At 48.9% G+C, this 655-nt stretch carries 1 pseudogene; it reads left to right on the forward strand.

From position 1 onward, the window contains the following. A pseudogene (locus tag A9267_RS21970) lies at positions 1-655 on the forward strand (hypothetical protein); the annotation flags it as partial.

Here is a 655-nt window from a genome sequence, read left to right on the forward strand (position 1 = left end):
GCGACATCACAGTGGTGGCAACCTCAACCGACAGCAACGGTAATGATTTATCGGCCAACGACACTGAAAACCTCGATGCTGTTGATGCTGAGCTAACAGTAGACTTAGTGATTGATGCATCTAACCAAGGTGACATCACTGGTACTAGTCAGGATATTCCAGCTGGCGGCACGGTCACTCTGGTGATCACCGATATTGCTGGCACAGCAATTACCATCACCGATGTGGCTGTTAATGCAGATGGCACTTACTCTGTTGATAATGTTGACCTATCTACACTTGTGGATGGCGACATCACAGTTGTTGCAACTGCAACCGACAGCAACGGTAATGACCTGTCTGCCAATGACACTGAAAACCTTGATGCTGTTGATGCTGAGCTAACAGTAGACTTAGTGATTGATGCATCGAACCAAGGCGACATCACTGGTACATCACAAGACATTCCAGCAGGCGGCACGGTCACTCTGGTGATCACCGATATTGCGGGCACTGCAATTACCATCACCGATGTGGCTGTTAATGCAGATGGCACTTACTCTGTCGATAACGTTGACCTATCAACGCTCGTGGATGGCGACATCACAGTGGTCGCAACCTCAACCGACAGCAACGGTAACGATTTATCGGCCAACGACACTGAAAACCTTGATGC

It is taken from the genome of Shewanella sp. UCD-FRSSP16_17, assembly GCF_001675935.1.
GTDB classification, from domain to species: domain Bacteria; phylum Pseudomonadota; class Gammaproteobacteria; order Enterobacterales; family Shewanellaceae; genus Shewanella; species Shewanella japonica.